Raw genomic sequence first — 20,826 nt, 5'->3', positions numbered from 1 at the left:
CTACAATTCAATTTTATGCAGGAACAACTTTACCAGGAAGCAGTCGCGCTGTTAAAACAACTGATCGAAACGCCCAGCTTCAGCAAGGAAGAAGATCAGACTGCCGAACTGATCATTGCTTATCTGAACAAGTACCAGGTCCCCACCAAGCGGCTCGGGAACAACATCATTGCCAAAAACAAACATTTTGACGATGCCAAACCAACATTGTTGCTGAACTCGCATCATGATACCGTAAAGCCCAATCCCAAGTATACCCTCGACCCGTTTAAGGCCATTGAAAAAGATGGAAAACTATTTGGACTGGGCAGCAATGATGCCGGTGGTTGCCTGGTATCACTGATCGCCACCTTTATTTATTACTACGAAAAGGAAAATCTCAAATACAATATCATGCTGGTAGCCAGTGCCGAAGAAGAAATCTCCGGTTATAACGGCATTGAAGCTGCCGTAAATATCCTGCCGTCCATCGACTTTGCCATTGTGGGCGAACCTACCAAACTGCAAATGGCGGTGGCCGAACGGGGTTTAATGGTGCTGGACTGCACCGCACACGGAAAAGCCGGGCATGCCGCACGCAATGAAGGAGAGAATGCGATTGTAAAAGCGATCAAAGATATTGAGTGGTTCCACTCCTACCGGTTTGAAAAAGTGTCGGACCTGCTGGGCGACAGCCGCATGACCTGCACCGTTATCGAAACCGAAAACAAACAGCACAATGTAGTGCCTTCCTCCTGCAAATATGTAGTGGATGTACGTTTAAACGAATTGTATTCTTTTGAGGAGATCCTGGATGCTATCCGGCGAAACGTTTCCAGCGAGGTAAAACCAAGATCTACGCGGCTGCGCTCCACCTCCATTTCGCTGGATCACCCCATTGTACAGGCGGGCATTGTTATGGGCAAAACCACCTATGGCTCTCCCACCACTTCCGATAAGGCGCTGATGCCCTTCCCCGGTTTGAAAATGGGCCCCGGCGACTCGGCCCGCAGTCATACCGCAGATGAATATATTTACCTGCACGAAATAGAAGGCGGCATTAAAGATTACATTGAAATTGTGGGAAGAGTGGTTATTTAATAGTTACAGGTTGCAGGATACAAATTTCAGGTTTTGATAAAATGAAAAGCTACAAGGATTTAAATATTTATCTGGAGGCACATCAACTGGCAGTTGAAATTCATCGACTGAGCCTGCAATTACCTAAATTTGAACTCTTTGAAGAAGGAAGCCAGATACGACGATCTTCAAAAGCGGTATCTACAGCCATTGTTGAGGGTTATGGAAGGAAACGTTATAAGGCTGAATTTATCAAGTTCCTTACCTACGCCCACACGGAATGTGACGAAACTATTGAGCATCTGAATTATCTCTTTGAAACAAATTCTTTGACCAATAAAGAACTGTTTGAAACATTGAGAGAAAAATACACGGGACTTAGTAAACAAATTAATAAATTTATTGACTGGGTTGAAAATAACTGGAATAATTTTCCATCTGCAGAATAACCTGCAACCTGAAATTTGAAACTTGTAACTGAAGAATGAAGATTCCGGAAATAAACAGATTTTTTATGTAATTTACGGAATAACGCATCTTTAAATAAAATTCTAACGATGCGTTATTGTTTATTATATGCCTGCCTGATACTAACAAGCGCCTGCCTGAATGCGCAAAAAGGGAACCCTGCAGCCAAAAAAAAGCCGGCGATCCAAAAGGGTGTCACTTTTGAAATAGAACAGCTGGAGCCGCCTGAAAACATGCTCCCCGAAACGCCCGACAGCACGCTGTTCGCCAACCTCTTCTTCCGCGATGCGGAAAAGACGTCCAAACACCCGTTAACGCTTGTTGAAATCAACCGGCAATCAATAGTGGCCCAATCGGAACTACCTCAAAAGCTGGTCACTTATGGGTACCATTCTTTTTTTGACGGCGTGTACCGCGCCTACGCTGACCATCGCCCCCTGGTGATTTCCCCGGATATGATCTGGCTGCTGATTGCCCAGGGATTTTCGCAACACATCAACAGCAATCCGGAAAAATACAGGAAATACTTTGTACAACACCAGGGAAAAGAAACATTGCTGGTGCAAAACAACGCCATCCGCCTGGATGACCCGGACAGCCCCTGGGAACAGGTGTTCCCCGAGTTCACTAAACAGATTGCCGCTCGTACCGGGCAGGAGCTGATCCATACGCTTACTTCCAGTTTTTCAACCACAACACCCACATCCGGCATCGCCTCCCAGATAACCATTATGGATGCTATGAAATCCTATTTTGAATACGTGGTATTCATCATTGGATGCGGCATTCCAAAAGTAACCCTCCAAGGCACCTCCGCCGATTGGGAGGCGGTTTATAAAAAAGCGAACAGCCTTAAAAAATACGAACTGGGCTGGTGGCTGAACGAGCTTGACCCGGTGTTCCGCCAGTTTATAGCGGCTTCCAAAGGATCGGTGAATAAGGACTTCTGGCGCAACCTGTTTAAAGTGCATAAAGCCGGCAAACCCTATCAAAGCGATAAAATCGACGGGTGGTTTGTAAAGTTCTTCCCCTATACCAGGGACGGTAAAAGAAATGACCTGCAAACCTTAACAGGAAGCTCCAACCTGCCGGATGAAATTGTAAAAGTCCCGCTCCTTCATGTGTTTCAGCATACGGACGGTACCACAACGCAAACGCCGCTGGAACTCTGGGCCGGTTTTATGGGACTGCAGCAAAACAGCCAGGACTTTACATTAAAGCCTGAGATCGGTTGGATGATCAAAAAGGAAACAGGTGGGGAGAAAGAAATCCAGAGCGACCTGGAACGGCAATTATCCGGTCCCGGAAACACTACCTCGTTTCCCGTTGAGATACGTGTAACAACTGTTCCTGATGTGATCCTGAACCTGAAGAAGATCAACAACCTGGCGATAACGTTTACCGACAGCATCCGGATACCCGATGCCATGGGGGCCATTACTATTGAAAGACTTGCTCTAAAAGGGAAAATTTCGGACAACGGAAAACAACGCTTAAAACAACTCTTGCCCAATACAACCCTTAAGGTTAACGGGGAGCTCCTAAACCAAACGGCTGCAGATAAAGAACAGAAACAGGCCCAAAAAGAAGCGCTTATAAAAGTCATCAGCGGCGGCCGGCAATGATTTCACAAAAAAAATAGCATCACTTAAGATATAATGGCATCTTTGCAGATAAATCGTTTTTATTTGTAACATGAAGCTTTGGAAAAAAAATACGGACTCTTTAAAAGAAGTTGAAACCTTTACGGTGGGCAGGGATCGCGAAATGGATCTGTACCTGGCTCCTTTTGATGTGCTGGGCTCACTGGCCCATATACAGATGCTGGAATCGGTGGGCCTGCTGAAAAAACAGGAGCTGATCCAACTGCAGGAAGCCCTGCGTCATATTTATGCCGCTATTCAAAAAGGCGATTTTGAGTTACAGGACGATGTAGAAGACATCCATTCCCAGGTGGAGCTGCTGTTGACACAAAGGATCGGCGAGGCCGGCAAAAAAATACACAGCGCCCGCAGCCGGAACGACCAGGTGCTGGTAGACCTGAAACTGTTCCTGCGCAACGAAATTGAAACCACGGTTAAAACCATTGTTCCCTTCTTTGAACTGTTACAGACCCAGAGCGAAAAATACAAAAATTTCTTATTGCCAGGTTATACCCACCTTCAGTTGGCCATGCCTTCCTCCTTTGGACTTTGGTTTGGCGCCTATGCAGAAAGCCTGGTGGACGATCTGATAAGCCTTAAGGCCGCCTATGATATCATCAACAAAAACCCCCTGGGTTCTGCCGCGGGGTATGGTTCTTCCTTCCCCATTAACCGTACCCTTACAACAGAACTGCTGGGCTTTGCTTCCCTTAACTATAACGTGGTATATGCGCAAATGGGACGCGGAAAAGCCGAGCGCGTAGTAGCCCAGTCGCTTGCAAACATTGCAGACACGCTCTCCCGCATGAGCATGGATGCCACGCTGTACCTGAATCAGAATTTCAGCTTTATCAGCTTTCCGCCGGAGCTTACCACCGGCAGCAGCATTATGCCGCACAAAAAAAACCCGGACGTATTTGAGCTGATCCGTTCTCATTGCAACCGTATAAAAGCTTTACCCAACGAGATCACATTAATGACCACCAATCTTCCTTCGGGATATCACCGCGATCTGCAATTGCTAAAAGAGCATTTGTTTCCCGCCCTGAAATCGCTGAGAGACTGTATTGAAATGGCTGGGCTGATGTTATCCAATATAGAAGTAAAGCCAGATCTGTTAAAAGACGAAAAATACAAATACCTGTTTACGGTAGACCTGGTAAATCAGCTGGTGCTTGAAGGCACTCCTTTTCGCGATGCCTATATACAGGTTGGCAAATCCGTAGACGATGGCAGCTATAAAGTGCCGGAACATACGGAAATCAAAAATCCACATGAAGGAAGCATCCAGAATTTAAGCACAGCGCAGATAAAACAGCAAATGGATCAAACCATTGCCTCTTTTGATTTTGATGCCGTGCATCAGGCTTATCAGCGGTTGCTGAATACATCCACCGAAGCGTAAAAGGCGTATCTATTGAACAAAGATGACACAAACAGATCTTACAACAGAAAAAACAACCCATACCGTATTTCCCATACTCATTGCGTTAAGCATTTCGCATTTACTCAATGACACCATCCAATCGTTGATCCCGGCCATTTACCCAATCATCAAGACCAGCTATCATTTAAGCTTTTCACAGATCGGGCTCATCACACTGGCTTTTCAACTGGCAGCCTCTTTATTACAACCCTTTGTGGGCATGTATACCGATCGGAAACCCAAGCCATACTCATTAGCAACGGGCATGGGTTTTACCCTGCTTGGGCTCATCCTGCTGGCCAATTCATCCCATTTTTTTATGATCGTCATTTCCGTATGTTTGATCGGTGTGGGGTCTTCCATTTTTCACCCGGAAGCCTCCCGCATGGCGCACACGGCCTCCGGGGGCCGCAAGGGGCTTGCCCAATCGGTATTTCAGCTGGGAGGTAATTTCGGAAGTTCGCTGGGGCCCCTGCTCGCTGCCTGGATCATTGTTCCGCATGGCCAGTTTAGTATCATCTGGTTTTCGGTAATGGCCTTACTCGCCATCATCATTCTTACCCATATTGGCAACTGGTACAGGGGCGTAATGCTGGAGTACCGCAAAAAAAGAACCGCATCCGCCCTGCCGGCACCATCGCTCTCCAAACGAAAAGTGGGGCTGGCGATTGCCATATTGCTGATCCTGATCTTTTCCAAGTATTTTTATATGGCCAGTCTTACCAACTACTTCACCTTTTACCTGATCAATAAATTTCATGTATCGGTATCTGCATCACAGATCTACCTCTTTGTATTCCTGTTTTCAATTGCCGCGGGTACACTTATCGGGGGGCCTGTGGGCGACCGTATCGGCCGCAAGTATGTAATTTGGGTATCTATTCTTGGCACAGCACCCTTTTCACTGCTGCTTCCACATGTAAATCTCTTCTGGACGATTGTGCTTGTGGTACCTATCGGAATGATCCTTGCTTCCGCATTTTCGGCCATACTCGTATATGCCCAGGAATTGATTCCCGGAAAACTGGGATTGATCTCCGGTCTGTTTTTCGGCTTCGCATTTGGAATGGCCGGTATCGGTTCCGCATTGCTGGGTAACCTGGCGGATATTACCAGCATTCAATACGTCTTTTACATCTGCTCCTTTCTGCCGCTGATTGGGCTCTTAACCGGTTTTTTGCCGGATATTGAAGGAAAAAGAAAGAAGAAGGTCGCCACAAAGCCACTGAAACACTGAGGTCTTTGGGCTTTTTGAATCAGGAACCGGGTTTATCATCTAAATACGGAAACAGATCTTAAACATATAAGATTGTTTAAAATATCTGGCTCTCTGCCACTAAAGCACTGAAACACTGAGATTTGTATGTCTTCACGGGCCGGTATCGCTTAAACGGCCCGCAGATCGCGCGAATGAACCGCAGATATATCAGCGGGAATCTGCGGAGAATAACGCGCCGATGCACAATCCATAAGATGGCCTCAGTGGCGATGATCCCGGAATACAGAATAAAAAAAGTTCAGTGTTTCAGTGGCTCTGGGGCCTCCTCCCTCCGATTTGGCAACCTCCGGCTTTTCAGGTAACTTCGCCCCAATGCATCTGTATTCTATACATACAAAGGCCTATCTCTTCAAACCGGCTGGTCAGTTATTATAACCAGGTCCGGTCTTTTACGTGCATTTCTATTTTTTTCTAACAATTTTTATTTTAATCATCATGAGTACGAACAGTAACCCGGTTATTCTTTGCGAATCCGACTATCAAAAACTTACAGCTATTATTGTGCTGGACAAAAAAAACGAAGAAAAAGACAATACCCTTGCATACGAGCTCAGCAGGGCCACGGTTGTTAAGGATGAGGATTTCCCCGAAAACAACATCCGCATCGGTTCCAAAGTAACAATACTGGATATTGCCGCCCAAAAAGAAAAAGATTTCCAGATCGTAATGCCGGGAGAAGCCGATATCCAGGCAAAAAAAATATCGATTCTCACTCCCATGGCCGCCGCCATTATAGGGTTTAAACCGGGAGACGAAGTATCCTGGAAGATGCCCTCTGGCATGAAGCAGTTAAAGGTAATATCGGTAGACAATAAAACACTCGTAAAAGCCTGATCAACCGGGCTTTTATTTTTCCCGGCCCAAAAAGACGGGCGGAGTGATCCATTAAAATAAAAACAGTGTGGAATTCGAGGTTCTCTTTATTATTTCACTTATTTTAGACGCTCCCGAATGCTTACTAAAATTTTAAACTTATTGTAAATGAAAAAAGGATTTTTATTCCTCCTGTTTTGTGTAGTTCTTATTACGGCAAACGCCCAAAAGAAAAAAAAGGCATCTTTGTTCAACGGCAAAGACCTTACCGGCTGGAAGATACATGGTACTGAAAAGTGGTATGTTGACAAAGGAGAACTGATTTGCGAAAGCGGACCCGACAAAAAATACGGATATCTTTCAACAGAAAAATCTTACAAAAATTTTGACCTCACGCTCCAGTTTAAGCAGGAAGCCAATGGCAACAGCGGTGTGTTTTTTCGCTCGGATATTGAAGGTGTAAAGATCAGCGGCTGGCAGGTAGAGGTAGCGCCCCTTAACCACAATACCGGTGGCATCTACGAATCTTACGGCCGCGGCTGGATCATTAAACCCAAGCCCGAAGATGAAAAAATCCTGAAAGAGGGACAGTGGAACACGATGCGCATTAAGGTAGTGGGCGATGAAGTAACCACCTGGCTGAATGGCCACCAGATGGTGCATCTCAAAGATGAAAAAATTGGCAAAGCCAACGGCTTTATTGCCCTCCAGATTCATGACGGCGGCGGCATTAAAGTAAGATGGAAGAACTTTAAATTAAAAGAGCTGTAAACAGACAGCTTTCAGCAATCAGCTGATACCTGCTTTTATTAAAGAGGTTGTTTGGAAACGGACATCCTCTTTTTTATTTGGGATGTTGGCTTTGAGAACTGAGATAAGTTGAACCATACGCTCACACCATTCAATGCTGTTTCGATAATAAGGGAATTTGAAAATGTGGAAATATGGGAATGAGGGAACAGATCATCGGGTATGAAACAGACCCCGATCCTGAAACTTTAACTGAAACGTGAAACAGTCGTTTAGTTTTCAGTATTGCACATCAAGTATAAAAACTGATTTAACGTGAAACTTTAAACCTGAAACCTGGAACCTGCCCCCTAACAATCTTTACAAAACCGCCGGTAAATGGCTTCGTATTCCGGGATGATGGCATCGATATTAAACTGCTGGGCATGTTCAAATGCATTTTGTTTGAATTGCTCCAGCGTATGATCGTCCTTTAATATAAAGAGCGCTTTCTCGCTCATGGTAGTTACATCTCCTACTTTGGCTAAAAAACCGGTCACTCCTTCTACATTTACTTCGCCCAATCCACCAGCATCGGTAGAAATAACCGGCACTTTCGATGCCATGGCTTCCAGTGCTGCAAGGCCAAAACTCTCATACTCGGAGGTTAACAGAAACAGGTCCGCCACGGCAAAAATTTCTTCCATCTGCTCCTGTTTCCCCACAAGTACCAGCTTATCAAAAATACCCAGTTCCCTTCCCAGCTCTTCGGCCGTTTGCCGTTCGGGCCCATCCCCTACCAGCAGCAGCTTTGCCGGGATATTTTTCTGTACCTCAAAAAACACTTTTACCACATCCTCAATCCTTTTTATTTTCCGGAAATTGGAGGCATGCAGCAGGATACGCTCGCCGTTGGGAGCCAGTACTCTTTTAAAAGCGTCCAGCGGCTTGTGGTTAAAGCGTGTTACATCAATAAAATTATAGATTACTTCGATTTCTTTCCGGACATCAAAATTTTTATACGTCTCTTCCCGCAGATTTTTGGACACTGCGGTAATCACATCACTTTGGTTAATGGAAAATGCTACTACCGGGGCATAGGTTTTATCGCGCCCCACCAGGGTGATATCCGTACCGTGCAGGGTGGTAATAACCGGGATATACTTCCCTTCTGCCTCAAGGATTTTTTTTGCCATATAGGCAGCCGAGGCATGCGGAATGGCATAATGCACATGCAGCAGATCCAGGCTATAGTTTTTGATTACATCCACCATGGTGCTGGCCAATGCCGTTTCATAAGGCGGAAAATCAAAAAGCGGGTAAGTGGGTACCTGCACCTCGTGGTAATAAATATTGGGGATAAAGCCGTTTAACCTAACCGGTTGCTGGTAGGTGATAAAATGCACAAAATGGCCCTTTTCTGCCAATGCCTTCCCAAGCTCCGTTGCCAGTACACCGCTTCCGCCATAGGTAGGATAACAAACGATTCCGATTCGCATGCCCAAAGATATGTTTTGCTTTGATAATTACCGATCCGTTTCTTTTGGATCATGGGTAAATTTTTACCTTTACCGAAAACAAATAACAGCATGGGCAAAAAATTGTTTTGGATCATCGGCCTCTTTTTTTCGGCTAACCTGCCGGCACAAACAAAGGATGAAGTACTGATCCGGAAAATTGCAGATGAAATACTGGTAAACAGCCAGGCATACGAAAACCTGCGAACGCTTACCAAAACCATTGGCGGACGGCTGGCCGGCTCGCCCCAAATGTATAAAGCCGAGGACTGGGGCTACAACCTGCTCCGGCAAAGCGGTAGTGAAAATACGTTTAAACAGGAGTGCATGGTTCCGCATTGGGTGCGGGGCGGCCCCGACCAGGCAACGGCATTGCTGGCCAATGGAAAGAAAAAGACACTGGACATCCTCGCCCTCGGCAATACCGAAGGAACGGGCAGCAAGGGCATAACAGCACCGGTGCTGCTCATCAACTCATTTGATGAACTGGAGGCAAAAAAAGACCAGTTAAAAGGAAAAATCGTTTTCTATAATTATCATTTCAATCCCCGGTTTATAAGAACCTTTGAGGCCTATGGCGATGCCGTAAAATACCGTACGCGTGGTACTTCGCTGGCCGCAAAATATGGAGCGGCAGCCAGCATAGTACGCAGCATGAGCCATAGCGTAGATAATAACCCGCATACCGGCGGCACCCAATATGATGCGGCCTACAAAAAAATACCGGCCGTTGCCATTGGTTTGCAGGATGCAGACTGGCTGGCGGCCGAACTCGGTAAAGGAAAACCGATAATGGTATCGCTCAAAACGATGGGACAGTTTTTGCCGGATGCAAAAGGGCATAATATCATTGGCGAACTGAAAGGTTCCGAGTTTCCTGATGAGATCATTACTGTGGGCGGCCACCTGGATAGCTGGGATATTTGCGAGGGAGCACATGATGACGGAGCAGGCATTACGCAAACCATTGAAATATTGCGTGCCTACAAGGCTATTGGTTACCAACCCAGGAGAACCATCCGCTTTGTGCTCTTTGCCAATGAGGAAAATGGCGCGCGCGGAGGTGCCAAATACGCCGATGAAGCCGCAAAAAACACCAGCGAAAAGCACCTGCTGGCACTTGAAACAGATGCAGGCGGCTTTACGCCAAGGGGCTTTGGCGTTACCTGCAGCGATGCCCAGTTTGCAAAGCTCAAAAGCTGGATCCCGCTCCTGGAGCCTTATGGCGCCAACCAGTTTACACGCGGCGGTGGCGGCACCGATGTTTTGTTTATCCACGAAAAGCTTGGTGTACCGATGGCTGAACTCCTGCCCGATTCGCAGCGATACTTCGATATCCACCACGCCCGTTCGGATGTATTTGAAGCCGTTAACAAACGGGAACTGGAACTGGGCGCCGTAAACCTTGCTGCACTCATCTACCTTGCAGATCAGCATGGATTCTGAGTAGCAGCCCTTATACTTCGTCTTTGCTCAGCATAAACAGCTTGCATTTTTTCATCAAAACTTAAGACATGAATCGTAGAAAATTTTTAGGTGCCGGTGCCACCGCAGGGTTGGCCGGTGTTCTTTCCCCTTCCGGCGCGTTTTCCCGGAACCCGGTTTACGCTGAAAAGCGATACCAGGGCGGAGCCAGCCCCTGGCCCGTATGTTTGGATACCGCAACGATAAGGCCTGCCTCCCTGACTGATAAAATAACCATTGCGGCTAAGGCCGGTTATGACGCCATTGAGCCCTGGGACGGAGAACTGGAGGAGTACGTAAAAAAGGGCGGCAACCTAAAAGAGCTGGGAAAGAAAATCAGAGACCTGGGACTGTTTGTACCCAGTGTGATCGGACTGTGGAATGCGTTGCCTCCTACAACAGAAGCCTTCGATCAGTCATTGAAAGATACACGCAGACGGATGCAGATGGCAGCAGATATCGGTGCCGAACACATTCAAACCATTCCCAACACCGTAGGCGAACCGTTCAATCCCAAATGGGTGGCGGCGCACTATAGAAAGATCATTGAAATCGGTTTAAAGGATTATAATATTGCACCGGCATTGGTATTTGTAAAATACTTTCCTTTAAAAACATTAGGCCAGGCAATGGCCATTGCCATGGATGCCAACCATCCTAAAGCGATGGTCATACCAGATGTATACCACATGTATATCAGCGAGGGCGGATTTGAAGCACTGAAACTGGTAAACGGCAATGCTTTCGCCATTTTCCAGTTTAACGATGCACCCGCCGCACCCGCCTTATCCGAACTGGAAGACAAACACCGGGTTTATCCCGGAGAAGGAATACTTCCGTTAACCGATATTTTAAAAGATTTAAAAGCATCCGGTTTTAAAAAATGTATTTCACTGGAGCTATACAATCCCGAATACTGGAAACAGGACCTTCAGGCAGTAGCAGCAACCGGGTTGCAGAAAACATTGGCGGTGATCAAAAAAGCCGGAGTGTAGTCTTATCTGATTAAAGCAATGTTATAAACGACCAGCTATGAGTGGTATAACACTAACAGAACTAAAAGAAGCCGATCTGCGTTTTGTAAAACAGATCTACGACTGGTACGTGCTTAACTCCACGGCCACATTTCATACAGAGCCGGTAACCATCACCGAGCTCCGCGAATTTATTTACATCGGTCATCCAAGGTTCAGGTCCTGGCTGATCCTGGATGGAGCACAACCGGTGGGCTACTGCTACCTGACCAACTATAAAAAGCGGCAGGCCTATGATAAAACGGCGGAACTGACCATTTACCTACAGCACGATTGTTATGCAAAAGGGATCGGGCAGGCGGCACTGAAGCAACTGGAAATACATGCGCGGGAGGCCGGCTTTAAAAACCTGCTGGCCATCATCTCCGGCGACAACGACCGGAGCATTCACTTTTTTGAGAAGAACGGGTATTTCAAATGCGCCCATTTTAAAAATGTAGGAGAAAAATTTTGGAAAGTACTGGATGTAGTGGGCTATCAAAAGGAAATATAAACTTTTATGGAAAAAGCAGGCATCAGCGTCCTACTTGGGTCAATACATCCTTAACCAATGACCCACGTTATGAGAATTTTCCAGTTCCTGTTTTGGATAGCCATCCCTTTTTCTGCGCTGGCCCAAAGTTCTACTCCGGATTTCAGGCGGCCCACATTCCCCGGCTACGGGTTGGACCGCGTACAAACCTTTATACAGCAATACAGAAACAGCAAGGAATCTTACATGAATAAACCGGTATCCGCAGGAGCCTATGATTCGTTGAGCCTTCGGGAAAAATTTACGTATGCCATGATTTATCCTGAAAGGTATCTGCAGAATTGCGCGATGTATGATCAATTTTTCCAGCGTGGAAAGTTGTTTCCAAAATTAAGCTTCGGGTTTAACGAAAATACATTAAGCCCCCGGCAGGTCCTGTTCCTAAAAACCCACCGCGATTCTGTAATGGCTTTTATCCGGGCCACCGCTGGTCAAAAGAAAACCTGGGGCATCAACCTTAAACAAGCGGCTATTGAAATAAACGGGTGGGAATTGATTCCGGTACTAACCGCTTATTACAAACAAAGACCAGATGACAGCGATGTGCTTACTACCTTTATGGTATTGATGGCCAATGATGTGTTTGCCCCTTTTGTTCAGTCGGTATATTACAACGCCCTGTACGGAACTCAAAGCCGCTACAGCGCCACGATTGACGTAACAAAAGCATCGGAAGCCTTTATTTTAAATACAGCAATGAACTATTATCAATACAGAACCGGAAAGCGCGGATCTGCGTCTTTTGCAAAATAGCCGCTCATTGAAAGTACTCTCCGTTATATTACTGTTGTTCCTTTTTTCCTTCAGGGCGGCTGCCGGGGACAGCAGCTTTATAAAAATACCCGCCGGCACTTACGAAGTGGGCCTGAAGGGGCATGTGGACAATCCATTGCGAAAGATAACAGTCCGCGCGTTTTTGATTGCAGCCACGGAGCTCACCAACGCCGCTTTTGAAAAATTTGTTTTGGCTACCGGCTATAAAACCGAGGCCGAACTTTTTAAAAATGCATTGGTATTTGAGCCGGGCCTTGAAGAGTTTCAATGGCTTGACGATAGCACCGCATACTGGAGGTATCCCAACGGCATTAGCCGGGGCGGCATTACCGATAAGATGAACCACCCGGTTACCGGCATCAGCTTTACCGATGCGCTTGCTTATTGCAAATGGGCCGGCGTACGGCTGCCCACCCTGGATGAATGGGAAATTGCCGCCCGTGCCGGCTCCGTTACAAAATATTTTGAGGATGTAACACCGTCAACTATCGGCCGGTATGCCAATATCTGGCAGGGCCTTGATCACTTGCAATCCGACAATTCCGATGGTTTTATGTATACGGCGCCTGTAGGCAGTTTCAAACCCAACCCTTTGGGCCTGTACGATGTATTGGGCAATGTATTTGAATTTTGCAGCGGCTCCCGTCCAAGAGACGGAGGGCGCCCGGTGGCCCATGCCCGGGGCGGATCCTGGTGGTGCAGCAGGAACGCCTGCAATTTTTTTAATGGCGTTGACATCGGTTCGGTCAACCCGCATGCATCCTTCAGCAACCTGGGGTTCCGGGTGGTGAAGGACCAATAGCCCCGGTCTGCCCCTCTTATACGATCAGGTGATCCTGGTAGCACCCACACGCGAAAACACCCATTTCCCATTTACTTTTTTAAAGTAAACATCTGATACTATTACAGAGTCATAGGAAAGACGCACCATTGCAAGATCCAGGTCCTTGTTAAAATAAAAAGCCCGGAACCGAACAACATAACCCAAATGCCAGATCGATTCACGGCGACCTCCTGCCATTACCCTTGTCACACCTGGCTTAGACAGGTCCGGAAATAAATGATTTAAGAATTGGGCCCTCGCCTTGCCATCAACAACAAAACCAGCCTGCGGATCTTTCTTTGCAAGAAAATCATTCAAAGGTTTACTTAACGTTGAATCAAAAATAAAATCATCAAATAGTACCTTATCTTTTCTTAACGGATAGTTGGTAAAATCATAAATAAAGCGGTCTCCTTTGATAGCACTTTTTTCATTTTCAATGTTTGCAGCGTCCGTCACAACAACTTCCATAACCGGGGGGATAAACCGGTATTGGTGTTCGATAGAATCATTTTGAAGATCCAGGTATTCGAATATTTGGCGGTACTTACGTGTTGCCTTTCTGTCAATGCAATACTGGTACATTATTTTTTCTACTAATGCCGCGGTATTTTCACAAACCGGATCATCGGGCTTGCATGAAAAACGGTTTTTCGCTCTGTATTTATCAACAATGCCCGTTATTGCATCGTAACGGTTTTCTTTAAAAGCCCTTTCCATTTCCACGGCAAACTGGGAAAACGAAGATTTTGCCAGCGCGGCGAAAATAAGCACAAAGAAAAAATACCTGCAGTAAGCCATATATCTCTTTTATGGGTGAAGTTGTTCAAACTTTTTGCCGGTGCAATATTCTCTTTCGGATGAGCGAAAAAAACAAACCGCTGAAACCTGCACCACATCTGATCCGCGCAGCTCCTTTTTATAATCCATTCCTAAAAGCGGTATACCCCGGACTGCAGCTCATAAACCGTGATGCCATTCCTCTTTTCTGCGATCCGGATCACTCCTTTTTTTTCTTTAATAAATAATTCATCTGCATCCGCGATCTTCAGCAGCGCCGAGCTGTTTGGCGGAATCTCCAGGTCTATGTGAAGCGTTCCATCCTTTCGGCTCCAGTTGCTCCTAATAAGCCCCACGGGCGATTCAAAACCCGCTTTTACCCAGCTTAGTTTTGAAGCCGCAATTTGCGGAGGCTGGATCACAAATCTTGTATAACCCGGCTGATCAACCTTGATGCCCGCCAATCCATCGATATACCAGGCCCCGGGATATAAAAAAGAGCTGTGCAGCAGGGAGTGCCCGGGCAGGTCTTTTTCCCACATTTCCCAGATGGTGGTGGCCCCGTTTTCCTTCATATATCCCCAGCCGGGATAATCGGTTTTAGAAGCCATCTCCAACAATAGGTCCTGCCGGTTGTGCTCCCGCAATAGTTTAAACAGTAAGGCACCTCCTGTTATTCCCACATGAATATGCCCCTTCCGGCGCACCAGGATCTCATTTTCCAGTCGCTTCCATACTTTATCCTCCCAGGCCTCAGGAACCGCACCGGCCAGCAGGGCTGCCACCAGGTTGCCCATGGAGCCATCGGCATAAGAAGTGTCGGCCTCATGGAAAAATTTCTTATGGATCACATCACTATAAGTTGCTGCCTGTGCCTCCCACTTTAAAGCCCATTCTTTTTCGCCGATCTGGTTCGCGATCTTTGCCGCAATACGGAGATTATAGATCCGGTAAAAGTTATTAAAGCAAAGATTCTGCGGCGAATCATTGTTCATTCCTTCTGCTGTGGCATTGGGCCAAAGCCAGTCGCCCAAAAAATCCCAACGCCCGCCAAACCGCTGTAGTACCCCGTCACGCGTTTGAGTGTCCAGGAAATCGATCCAGTTCCGGATCAGCGAAAAATTTTTCCGGAGTATGGTTTCATCACCATATTTCCGGTAAAAATACCAGGGCAGTGTTACCACAATGCCTCCCCATGCCGGGCCACCGCCTCCCATATAGGTAGGGGCGGTATGCGGCAGGATCCCCGGGTGCAGATGGCGTCCGCTCATAACGGCTTTCCTGGCAAATGCCGTATCATACATATTACCCACGATAGATTCGGTACCACTCACATCGCGCCAGTCTTCCATCCACTTGGTGTAAAGTGCGCCCAGATGATAGTTCAGCATCCCGGTTTCACAGGTGGCGTGGGCATCACCGCCATAACCCAGCCGCTCCCGTTGGGGACAGTCCACAATAAAACCACCCAGCGATAAATTCTGGTAGGTCCAGCGCACGGTATTATAGATCCAGTTCTGCAGGCTGTCCGAGCAGCTGAATGTTGCCGCATTCTTATAGGCTGTGCGTACCTGCCAACCCCTGATATCGCCGGGTTTGGGTTCCTTTGTTACGCCCTTTATCGTGATCCACCGGCCGGAGCCATAGTTGAACCTGTTCCTGAAGGTTCCCTTCCCCGTTTTATCAAAAATATAGGCACTGTGCAGTCCAAAGGTCATTTCCATCTTCTCCCGTTCTGAAAACAGCAGGTCGGCACGATGCCCGGGCAGGCCTTCCAGGCGGGCTTCTATCCATCCGGCAAAATTGATCCCCATATCTACCCTATATACGCTATCACTGATCTTTTTTACCGATACCGGCCGGATCTCCTCAAAAAGCCGGTTCTGCTCTACCTGTTGAGCCGATATACGGAGCCTGGGCTGATAGCTGGTGGCCTGCAGCCAGTCATCATCCCGGCAGGCTACCGCGTTCCATTGCGGTTCATCAAGATTAGCATCCCAAAGCTCCCCACCCATCCTGTTGGAGTTCCAGGTTCCCAGCAACCGGCTGGGGCTGCTTTTCACCTTCCAGGTGGCATCGGTATGCACAGAAGCAAAGGGCCGGATAGCCGGGGGCGGATCTTTCTGCTCATAAAAATCTACCTGCGCCGCCACAATGGGTGTATTGGGCCGGTCATTTGTTACATAAGGCCCGTGTACCGACCAGGAGGTACCCAGCCAGATAGCTATCACATTTTTACCTTTATTCAGATAGGAAGTAATGTCGTATGAAACATAGCGGGCCCGTTTGGTATGGTCTGTTACCGCTGTTGCCATAACATCCGTTCCCACCCTTTTCCCGTTTACGTACAGTTCGTGAAAGCCAACGGAAGCCACGTATATAACCGCCTGGCCTGGCGCCATTGCCAGGGAAAAAGATTTGCGCAACCAGGGGTCCGGAATATTGCAGTCCTGTTGGGCCGGGTCAAAGAGCACTGATGATCCAATCCATGTAGCCTTCCAGTTTTCCGGTTCCAAAATTCCGGTATGCCAGTACGCAGTTTTACTCCAATCTGAAACGGCCTGCATCTCATCCTTAACAGCCACTTTCCAATAATACCTCCTGTCGGTTTGCAGGGGCTTTCCCTTAAAAACGATCTGCGTCATTTGTGCCGATTCCTTCCACTCTGAGTCCCATATATCTCCTATATTGGCATTCAGCTTATTTAAAGTGCTGGCCACAAGCACCCGGTAAGCCGTTTGCTTTTGGCCATAAAGCCCCTCCCGTGTACGCTGTAAGGTCCAGCTGAGGCGGGGTGTGGGGTTATCCAGCCCCACCGGCTGATCCAGATATTCCACTTCCAGGTTTACCGGAAGCAGCGGGGCTTTTGCTGCATGGCTCCACAAGGGAAGGAACATAAAAAAGGCTGCACATAATCTAAGCATACGGGCGATTGGCATCATGGTATCGTTATTCGTTTTATACTGAACGTTGAATAATTATCCGGAAAATTAAGCTTTTCAGGGTTCTTTTTTCTGTGTTTTTTAAACAGCACGGCCGTTACTTCAGCCTTTCTCCAACCCGGTATCATTCCACAAAGTACCCCATCGGGAAAGGGGCTGCAAACGGTACAACAACTCTTTTCCAAATGGCCACCCCTGGCCTTGATCGAATACCATTAACAACAGATGGAATCCTTTTTTTATAACAGGCGTCATCATTTATTCCTAATTTTAAAAAAATCAACCAGGAATATATTGAGTATACTTCCGATAACCCGATCATTTGCTTCAGCAGGCGGCCTGCTGCTGATCATCCTGTTTATGGCTGCCTGTAACAACGAACCGCACCAAACGGTCAGAGAGCCCATCGACTATATAAAACCGATACCCGGGCCCAGCGACAGCGTGCCGGTAGCAGCTGCCAAAAAGGGAGAAGTCCTCATTGGCTATTCCGATTGTTATACCTGCCATAAGGATGAAAAACGCTCAATAGGACCCGCATTCAGGGATATAGCAAAACGATACCCCGTAAACGAAGCCTACATCCAATACCTCGCCAAGAAAATCATCAGCGGCGGAAGCGGAAGCTGGGGTGCAGCCGTAATGATACCTCATCCGGCGCTGACGGCAGATGATGCACAAACTATGGTTCGCTATATCCTGTCGCTGCGACAGTAAGCTACAGTGCCGTTATTCCACGTATTTCAACTTAAAAATAAGTATGCCATTATGCTGCATACAGCTTTTTCAACGATTGCCGGGGCAAAGGATTACTGGAAAAAATAATCGGAACGTTTACATTTCCTGAACAAATGATATTAATATAGATTCCAGGCGGGGGGTTGTACGCCCAGCAGATTTTTTACAAAAAAATCGCGGCGTTTTTTTTCGCCAAAATCACCGCCCGACGAATGTCCTGTCCCCGGAACCATAATAAATTCATGGTCTTTCCCGGCTTTGATTAATGCGTTTACCAATTGGAAGGTGGAGGAGGGATCTACATTATCATCCAGCTCTCCCACGATCAGCATCAGTTTCCCCTGCAGGCGATAGGCATTGTCCACATTGGAGCATTCGGCATATTGCGGGCCGATGGGCCACCCCATCCATTGTTCGTTCCACCATATCTTGTCCATGCGGTTATCATGACAGCCGCAGGAGGATACGCCCACTTTATAAAATTCAGGATGAAATAATAGTGCGCCGGTTGAAGACTGCCCGCCGGCGGAAGTGCCGTAGATGCCCACCCTGCTCAAATCCATATAAGGATATTTTTTTGCGGCGGCTTTCATCCAGGCAATGCGATCGGGGAAGCCCGCATCTTTCAGGTTTTTCCAGGCTACATCCTGGAAGGCTTTTGACCGGTTAGAGGTACCCATGCCATCCATTTGCACCACAATAAACCCAAGTTCCGCCAGTTCATATATTGCTGATGCGGGATCGGGTACAAAACTCTTGGGCACAAAAGAACTATGCGGGCCGGCATAAATATATTCTATTACCGGATATTTTTTTTGCGGATCAAAATTCCGCGGACGAACAATAATGCCCCAGATATCCGTTTTACCATCCCGGCCGGGCGCTGAAAAAACTTCGGGATGCTTCCACCCTGCCTTATTCAGTTCAGAAATATCGGCCTGCTCCAATGGCATCAGCACCGATCCGTCATTAGCATCTCTTAGCACCGCAACGGGCGGCTCATCTACCCTTGAAAAAACATCTACAAACAAAGAGTTTTGTCCATTAAAAACGCCCTGATGGTTAGCCCTTTCCGGTGTCAGCTCCGTTAAACCGCTGCCATCGAAACCAATTGAGTAATATCTTATCAAATACGGATCTTCACCGTTCTTCATTCCACTGGCTTCAAAAATTATTTTCTGATGATCAACATCCACTGCCACCACATTGCGAACTACCCAGTGGCCTTTCGTGATCTGGTTTTTTAACTGCCCGTTTCGGCTGTCAAACAGGTAAAGATGGTTCCATCCATCGCGCTCCGAGGCCCAAATGATCTCGTTGGTTTTTTCAATGTCCTTCCGGTATTTTTTACCGCTATAGTCAATAAATGTAGCGCTTGTTTCGCTGATGATTGCCCTGGTTGCTCCCGTAATTGCATTCAGCCGCAACACATCATAGTGCTGATGTCCCCGCTGGTTATATTCAAAGCTAATGCTGCTGTCATCCCGGCTCCAGGCCATATTTGTAATAGAAAACTGGTTTTCCACCGCGTGCGGATCTACAGAAAACAGGCGACCGCTTTCCACTGAAATAACAGCCGGGTAATACTGTGGTAATGCATCCCCAGGCTTTGGGTAATTGCGGGTTAGTATCCTTGGCTGCAACTGATCCGGCGGCGATGATTCTATTAGCGTCAGTTGCCGGACGGCTGCTTTGCGCACTTTAACAACGGCAATCTTTTTAGAATCGCTGCTCCATAGAATGTTTGCGGAATAATATTCTCCGGGGCTCCCGTCAAAAGTTAATTGTTTTTCAAATTTGCCATCTTTCTTTTTATGCAGGTAGATATTGTTGTTTTTGAGAAACGCTGTGTAGCCGGAGTCGGGTGAACTTACGAACACTCCTTTACTGTCATCGGCAATGGCCCCCCAATACACATTTCGATCGTTCAAAGACCTGGTGTTCTGCAGCCTGGTTAATTGCTTCCTGCGATTATTCCATTTCCATTTTATGGCGTCTGCTGCAAATTCAATTTCCGCTGCGTTCACTACCTTAAAACCGGATCCTGTTTGTATCGAATTTATTCTTACAGGGGCGGATTTCAGCGCGGTCATCTGCCGGGCTATTTCCACCATGTCGATGGGTTCCTTTTCTCTTGCTATTGCATTTACAAGATAATGTGCTGTTCTGCCGCCCGGCTTACGCACCGTGTAAAAAAAACTTTCGCCATCCGCCGACCAGGTTATCTGCCGGGGCACATCGTACATTTTTCGGTAGGCCTCATGTACCTCCTTTGCATGCTTATAATCAGTCAGTGTGCCCTGTGTATTTCCATGTATGCAGCAGGGCAAAAGCAGTAGAATCGTTAAAATAAATTTCATCTTTTTTTTAAGAAAGGGGAATTTGAGAAAACAATCGGCCCAGACCAAAACCAGGCAACCACCAATGGTACAAAACAACTAAGTTATCAATAAAAACCGAAACATAAGGCCGTTGACTATGCTCCCAGAACAATACCCTCCCAGCCATGAATCATGAACTGGCGGATGTTCTGGTGATTGTTTCCTTCCGGCTCATCCAATACGGCCTGGTAATGCTCTGCAAACAATTGGAGTGTTTCTTCCTTTCCCAACCCTTGTTGCCGTGCAAAAGAAAAAATTGTTGCGCTACCCTGGTTCTCGGTGGCTGCATTCCGCAACGATCCGTTTGTAAATGGTATCGGGTCGTGTGTATAGTGCTGATCAATAAAAGCCAGTACTCCTTTAAAATCGATTTCCTTTTTTGCCAATTGTGCCAAAACTGTAGTTACCATAATGTAATTTTTAC

18 protein-coding genes are annotated in these 20,826 nt (G+C 47.0%); 13 read left to right on the top strand and 5 right to left on the bottom strand.

Annotated elements, in window-relative coordinates:
• Positions 1-15: 15 nt before the first annotated feature.
• The 7 genes from GGU45_RS08920 to GGU45_RS08890 all read left to right on the top strand — a co-directional run bounded on the left by GGU45_RS08920 (position 16) and on the right by GGU45_RS08890 (position 7,459).
• The gene (locus GGU45_RS08920; protein ID WP_435223925.1) at positions 16-1,080 is read left to right on the top strand and encodes a M20 family metallo-hydrolase; all 1,065 of its coding nucleotides are present in this window, start codon (positions 16-18) and stop codon (positions 1,078-1,080) included.
• Positions 1,081-1,121: 41 nt separating this feature from the next.
• On the top strand, positions 1,122-1,508 hold the full coding sequence (locus tag GGU45_RS08915; RefSeq protein ID WP_435223923.1) for a four helix bundle protein: 387 nt from the start codon (positions 1,122-1,124) through the stop codon (positions 1,506-1,508).
• Positions 1,509-1,616: 108 nt separating this feature from the next.
• A complete protein-coding gene (locus GGU45_RS08910; RefSeq protein ID WP_435223922.1) occupies positions 1,617-3,152 on the top strand; it encodes a DUF4419 domain-containing protein in 1,536 nt (511 codons plus the stop codon).
• Between the two features lie 70 nt (positions 3,153-3,222).
• Positions 3,223-4,575, top strand: a complete 1,353-nt coding sequence (gene argH, locus GGU45_RS08905) for an argininosuccinate lyase (RefSeq protein ID WP_435223920.1) — start codon at positions 3,223-3,225, stop codon at positions 4,573-4,575.
• A 22-nt stretch (positions 4,576-4,597) separates the two neighbouring features.
• A complete protein-coding gene (locus tag GGU45_RS08900; protein ID WP_435223918.1) occupies positions 4,598-5,833 on the top strand; it encodes an MFS transporter in 1,236 nt (411 codons plus the stop codon).
• Between the two features lie 477 nt (positions 5,834-6,310).
• Entirely contained in the window at positions 6,311-6,709 is a 399-nt protein-coding gene (locus tag GGU45_RS08895; RefSeq protein ID WP_435223916.1) for a GreA/GreB family elongation factor, read from the top strand.
• 147 nt (positions 6,710-6,856) lie between these two features.
• Positions 6,857-7,459, top strand: coding sequence for a 3-keto-disaccharide hydrolase (locus GGU45_RS08890; protein WP_435223914.1), 603 nt, complete (start codon positions 6,857-6,859; stop codon positions 7,457-7,459).
• Between the two features lie 329 nt (positions 7,460-7,788).
• Here the strand turns inward: GGU45_RS08890 and bshA are convergent, their stop codons facing one another.
• Positions 7,789-8,916, bottom strand: a complete 1,128-nt coding sequence (bshA, locus tag GGU45_RS08885) for an N-acetyl-alpha-D-glucosaminyl L-malate synthase BshA (protein ID WP_435223913.1) — start codon at positions 8,914-8,916, stop codon at positions 7,789-7,791.
• 90 nt (positions 8,917-9,006) lie between these two features.
• On the opposite strand from bshA, the gene GGU45_RS08880 reads away from it, so the two are divergent.
• The 5 genes from GGU45_RS08880 (at position 9,007) to GGU45_RS08860 (ending at position 13,540) form a co-directional block, all read left to right on the top strand.
• Entirely contained in the window at positions 9,007-10,380 is a 1,374-nt protein-coding gene (locus GGU45_RS08880) for a M20/M25/M40 family metallo-hydrolase (protein WP_435223911.1), read from the top strand.
• Between the two features lie 68 nt (positions 10,381-10,448).
• Positions 10,449-11,393, top strand: a complete 945-nt coding sequence (locus tag GGU45_RS08875) for a sugar phosphate isomerase/epimerase family protein (protein WP_435223909.1) — start codon at positions 10,449-10,451, stop codon at positions 11,391-11,393.
• A 37-nt stretch (positions 11,394-11,430) separates the two neighbouring features.
• A complete protein-coding gene (locus GGU45_RS08870) occupies positions 11,431-11,925 on the top strand; it encodes a GNAT family N-acetyltransferase (RefSeq protein ID WP_435223907.1) in 495 nt (164 codons plus the stop codon).
• Between the two features lie 69 nt (positions 11,926-11,994).
• Positions 11,995-12,717, top strand: a complete 723-nt coding sequence (locus GGU45_RS08865) for a hypothetical protein (RefSeq protein ID WP_435223905.1) — start codon at positions 11,995-11,997, stop codon at positions 12,715-12,717.
• A gap of 7 nt (positions 12,718-12,724) precedes the next feature.
• A complete protein-coding gene (locus GGU45_RS08860; RefSeq protein WP_435223903.1) occupies positions 12,725-13,540 on the top strand; it encodes a formylglycine-generating enzyme family protein in 816 nt (271 codons plus the stop codon).
• Positions 13,541-13,564: 24 nt separating this feature from the next.
• Here the strand turns inward: GGU45_RS08860 and GGU45_RS08855 are convergent, their stop codons facing one another.
• The gene (locus tag GGU45_RS08855; protein ID WP_435223901.1) at positions 13,565-14,362 is read right to left on the bottom strand and encodes a hypothetical protein; all 798 of its coding nucleotides are present in this window, start codon (positions 14,360-14,362) and stop codon (positions 13,565-13,567) included.
• Between the two features lie 131 nt (positions 14,363-14,493).
• On the bottom strand, positions 14,494-17,265 hold the full coding sequence (locus tag GGU45_RS08850; RefSeq protein ID WP_435223899.1) for a family 78 glycoside hydrolase catalytic domain: 2,772 nt from the start codon (positions 17,263-17,265) through the stop codon (positions 14,494-14,496).
• A 312-nt stretch (positions 17,266-17,577) separates the two neighbouring features.
• Here GGU45_RS08850 and GGU45_RS08845 point away from each other — a divergent pair, with 312 nt between their 5' ends.
• Complete coding sequence (locus GGU45_RS08845; RefSeq protein WP_435223897.1) at positions 17,578-18,000, top strand: c-type cytochrome; 423 nt, start codon at positions 17,578-17,580, stop codon at positions 17,998-18,000.
• Between the two features lie 140 nt (positions 18,001-18,140).
• Here GGU45_RS08845 and GGU45_RS08840 read toward each other — a convergent pair whose 3' ends face one another.
• Both GGU45_RS08840 and GGU45_RS08835 read right to left on the bottom strand, forming a co-directional pair.
• The gene (locus GGU45_RS08840; protein WP_435223896.1) at positions 18,141-20,381 is read right to left on the bottom strand and encodes a S9 family peptidase; all 2,241 of its coding nucleotides are present in this window, start codon (positions 20,379-20,381) and stop codon (positions 18,141-18,143) included.
• A gap of 116 nt (positions 20,382-20,497) precedes the next feature.
• Positions 20,498-20,812, bottom strand: a complete 315-nt coding sequence (locus GGU45_RS08835) for a HopJ type III effector protein (RefSeq protein WP_435223894.1) — start codon at positions 20,810-20,812, stop codon at positions 20,498-20,500.
• Positions 20,813-20,826: the final 14 nt, after the last annotated feature.

This window comes from Niabella hirudinis, from assembly GCF_051201075.1.
Lineage (GTDB): Bacteria > Bacteroidota > Bacteroidia > Chitinophagales > Chitinophagaceae > Niabella > Niabella hirudinis.
The sequence above is the reverse complement of the archived record's forward strand: the minus strand, read 5'-3'. Positions and strand labels throughout refer to the sequence as shown.

Bases quoted from the DNA above. Each gene is read 5' to 3' on its own strand.
- GGU45_RS08840 (WP_435223896.1), bottom strand. From the start codon at position 20,381: ATGAAATTTATTTTAACGATTCTACTGCTTTTGCCCTGCTGCATACAT.
- GGU45_RS08875 (WP_435223909.1), top strand. From the start codon at position 10,449: ATGAATCGTAGAAAATTTTTAGGTGCCGGTGCCACCGCAGGGTTGGCC.
- GGU45_RS08895 (WP_435223916.1), top strand. From the start codon at position 6,311: ATGAGTACGAACAGTAACCCGGTTATTCTTTGCGAATCCGACTATCAA.
- argH (WP_435223920.1), top strand. From the start codon at position 3,223: ATGAAGCTTTGGAAAAAAAATACGGACTCTTTAAAAGAAGTTGAAACC.
- bshA (WP_435223913.1), bottom strand. From the start codon at position 8,916: ATGCGAATCGGAATCGTTTGTTATCCTACCTATGGCGGAAGCGGTGTA.
- GGU45_RS08915 (WP_435223923.1), top strand. From the start codon at position 1,122: ATGAAAAGCTACAAGGATTTAAATATTTATCTGGAGGCACATCAACTG.
- GGU45_RS08920 (WP_435223925.1), top strand. From the start codon at position 16: ATGCAGGAACAACTTTACCAGGAAGCAGTCGCGCTGTTAAAACAACTG.
- GGU45_RS08890 (WP_435223914.1), top strand. From the start codon at position 6,857: ATGAAAAAAGGATTTTTATTCCTCCTGTTTTGTGTAGTTCTTATTACG.
- GGU45_RS08865 (WP_435223905.1), top strand. From the start codon at position 11,995: ATGAGAATTTTCCAGTTCCTGTTTTGGATAGCCATCCCTTTTTCTGCG.
- GGU45_RS08870 (WP_435223907.1), top strand. From the start codon at position 11,431: ATGAGTGGTATAACACTAACAGAACTAAAAGAAGCCGATCTGCGTTTT.
- GGU45_RS08900 (WP_435223918.1), top strand. From the start codon at position 4,598: ATGACACAAACAGATCTTACAACAGAAAAAACAACCCATACCGTATTT.
- GGU45_RS08910 (WP_435223922.1), top strand. From the start codon at position 1,617: ATGCGTTATTGTTTATTATATGCCTGCCTGATACTAACAAGCGCCTGC.
- GGU45_RS08855 (WP_435223901.1), bottom strand. From the start codon at position 14,362: ATGGCTTACTGCAGGTATTTTTTCTTTGTGCTTATTTTCGCCGCGCTG.
- GGU45_RS08835 (WP_435223894.1), bottom strand. From the start codon at position 20,812: ATGGTAACTACAGTTTTGGCACAATTGGCAAAAAAGGAAATCGATTTT.
- GGU45_RS08850 (WP_435223899.1), bottom strand. From the start codon at position 17,265: ATGCTTAGATTATGTGCAGCCTTTTTTATGTTCCTTCCCTTGTGGAGC.
- GGU45_RS08880 (WP_435223911.1), top strand. From the start codon at position 9,007: ATGGGCAAAAAATTGTTTTGGATCATCGGCCTCTTTTTTTCGGCTAAC.